The sequence below is a fragment of the Thauera sp. 2A1 genome (genome assembly GCF_009469595.2).
Taxonomy (GTDB): domain Bacteria; phylum Pseudomonadota; class Gammaproteobacteria; order Burkholderiales; family Rhodocyclaceae; genus Thauera.
The window spans coordinates 1-3,052 of record NZ_SSXV01000060.1 but is presented as its reverse complement, the minus strand read 5'-3'; the positions used below and the strand labels follow the sequence as shown (position 1 = coordinate 3,052).

Here is a 3,052-nt window from a genome sequence, read left to right as displayed (position 1 = left end):
ATAGATGAACAATCTATATACTTAGAAAACCCCAATGTATGTATATCATGCCGCTTACTCTAATCCTAGTACTAGTAAGAATTATATACAGAAATCTATATATGCTGAGGATGATGTTAAAAGCATGAATAGAATCACTTGTTCAGAGTTAAAAACAAATAATGAACAAACAGATAGTTGGACTAAATTTAAATTTGCTAATTATTTAGATACAGATAGTACATATGGACCAGTTACTAATCTTAAAGTATTTAAAAACAAATTGTATTTCTTCTAGGATAGTGCTGTAGGTATAGCATCTGTTAACGATAGGTCCTTGATCACTGATAATAATGCTGGAGCTTTAACATTAGGTACTGGTGGTATTCTTACCAGATACGATTACTTAGTTACTTTAAATGGTGATAGTATCATTAATGATAAGAGTATTACTAATTCTGAAACTACTTTGTATTGGTATGATTTAGATAAAAATGTTATATGCTCACTTAGCAATGACTTTAATGAGTTATCTAAAGTAAAACAAGTATAGACGTATTTAAATAGATTACCAGATAATGCTAGAAAGAATCCAGTATCATTCTATGATAAGAAATATAATGAAGTATGGTTTAGAATATATGACAGATGTTTAATATTTAATGAACAACTAAATGTATTTACTTCTTTTTATACTCATAATCCAAACTGGTTCTTCCCATTCTCTACTAGATTAGTTACTATTAAAAACAATAATTGTTATTACTTACATAATATGTATGATGTTAATAGTACTACTAAAGAAGAGAAAATATCTTATGTTAGATTTGTAGTTAATAAAGATATAGCATATACTAAAGTGTTCGATAATCAATGGTTCTCTGCTGAATTTGTAGACATTGGAGATGAAGAAAAACCTACATTAATAACAGATATACATTTTGAAACTAAAACTCAAGTGACAGATCCTATAGATTACAACAACATAGAAGTTAGAGAAGATAATTATAGATTTGCAATAAGTAGAGAAAAACAAGATAAACCAGATTTACAACAATAGACTAATATGTCTTACGCTGGAAGAATGAGAGGAAAATATTTGATTTGCAATTATACTTTTGATTGCAACGATAATAAAGAATTTAAGCTTCCGTATATTAAAACAACTTATAGATATTCAATGTTATAATATGAAAACTAAGAAATTAAAAAGAGTTCCTCAATATGCTTTCGGTGCTGATGCTATTTCAAACTGGGGTAATATGAGTGGAGTAGATAAAGCAAATGTAGTTACACAAGGAGTTGGAGCTATAGGTAGTATGATAGGTAACGCTACTAGTGGATAGAAACCTACAGCAGCTGGTGTAATAGGTGGCATAGGATCTGGAGCTGCAATGGGCGCTTCTATTGGTGGACCTTGGGGAGCAGTAATAGGTGGAGCTATTGGTGGTATTACTTCAAGTATAGGTTCTGGTGGTTCTGTTAATGAGTAGATTGGTGAGTATGAATTACCATCAGGAATAGCTGGTCTATTTGGTCATAGTAAAAGTTATATACGTAATAAAGCTGGTAGAATTAAAAATGGTATTCAGGCTAGACAAATGTCTGAACAAGTAGCAGCTGATTACTATTAGGAAAATGGATACAATGAATTAAGTTTATCTAAAGGTGGTGTAGTACCATCTACCATGGCTTACTTAGATGATGGTGAGATGTTAAGAACACCAGATGGAACTATAGGTTCTATACCAGAAGAAGGTAAACCTACAGATTCTAATTTATTAAATGTACCTGTTGGAACTCAAGTATTAAGTGATAAGATTAAAGTTCCAGGAACAAATAAAACATTTGCAGAAATGGGAAAGAAGTTAATGAAGAAAAGCAACAATAAAGCTAATAATATATATGCTGAAAATAGTTAGATGCTAAATGAGAGAAATAATTAGATAGCTTATCAGGCACTATTAGATTAGCAAGAAGCTTTGAAAAGTAAAAAAATAAAGAAGAATACTGCTGCTTATGCAGATGGCACTAAAGGCATTAAACCATATGGATATAATAAAAATATGTCTGATTTTAAATACTGGGATTCAGATAAAAATAACTATACACAAGATTACTTAAACTGGGTCAATGGTATCACAGATCAAGATGTAAAAGATATCTATGGTGGTAAATATGGAGATATGTCTACTTACTTAGGTAAGAACAAAGGAGTTATACCTACAGTAGAACAAGCTAGATCTTTAATGACAGACAGAAAGTATGGCGATTGGCATAAGATTGGTCAAGCATATGTAGATAGTAGATCTAATCAAAGTAATGGACCTAGACATATACCATCATCTGAAGTAGCAAGTAGATTAGGCATTCCTTATAATATTAATGCTCCTATTGGTAATGTAGATACTGCTAATGCTAGAAGTAGTAAATACTTTAACTATACTGGTAATCCTGGACAACTTCCAGTAGGTAATATATATAGTCCAAATAGTAAAAAGCCGAAAACTCCAAGTGATAATAACTGGTTAGATCTAATAGACAATATAGCTGCATTAGCTGGACCCATTGGTAATATATTCTCAGGTAGTCCTGAAAGAGTAGAAACATATACTTATGATCCAGCATATGGTCCTACTGATTATAACATAGATCCTATACTTAGAGAAGCTACTCTAAGCGATAGAATTGCTAGATACAATATGGCTAATATTAATCCTAACACAGGAGCTAATATGGCATTTGGTTTACAATCAGCAGTTAATAGGAATAAAGCTATCGCTAATGCTTATGCTACTAAGAATAATGTTGAAAATCAAATGGCATTTAATAATGCACAGATAGCAAATCAATGGGGACAACAGTATGCTAATGCTAGACATTTAGCTTCTGTAGAACAAGCTCAGAATGATGCAGCTGCTAGAAATATTCGTAGAAAAGGATTTGGTGATTTATCTACAAGAATATAGTAGATAAGTAGAGATAAACGTTTAACTAAAAGAGACTCTGCTGTACTAGAAGCTATGTTACCTTATTTGGAATATGGTATGACATCAGATCAATTAACTAAATT

General features: G+C 31.3%; 5 protein-coding genes. All 5 read left to right on the top strand.

The genetic code is table 11. The annotated features are described in order from the left end of the window. Positions 1–316: 316 nt before the first annotated feature. Entirely contained in the window at positions 317–532 is a 216-nt protein-coding gene (locus GH664_RS22145; protein WP_153163744.1) for a hypothetical protein, read from the top strand. 306 nt (positions 533–838) lie between these two features. Then, complete coding sequence (locus tag GH664_RS22140; RefSeq protein ID WP_153163745.1) at positions 839–1,039, top strand: hypothetical protein; 201 nt, start codon at positions 839–841, stop codon at positions 1,037–1,039. 58 nt (positions 1,040–1,097) lie between these two features. After that, the gene (locus GH664_RS22135) at positions 1,098–1,325 is read left to right on the top strand and encodes a hypothetical protein (RefSeq protein WP_153163746.1); all 228 of its coding nucleotides are present in this window, start codon (positions 1,098–1,100) and stop codon (positions 1,323–1,325) included. Positions 1,326–1,667: 342 nt separating this feature from the next. Beyond that, positions 1,668–1,901, top strand: coding sequence for a hypothetical protein (locus GH664_RS22130; RefSeq protein WP_153163841.1), 234 nt, complete (start codon positions 1,668–1,670; stop codon positions 1,899–1,901). Positions 1,902–1,961: 60 nt separating this feature from the next. Further along, entirely contained in the window at positions 1,962–2,948 is a 987-nt protein-coding gene (locus tag GH664_RS22125; protein ID WP_153170257.1) for a hypothetical protein, read from the top strand. The last annotated feature ends 104 nt before the right edge of the window (positions 2,949–3,052 follow it).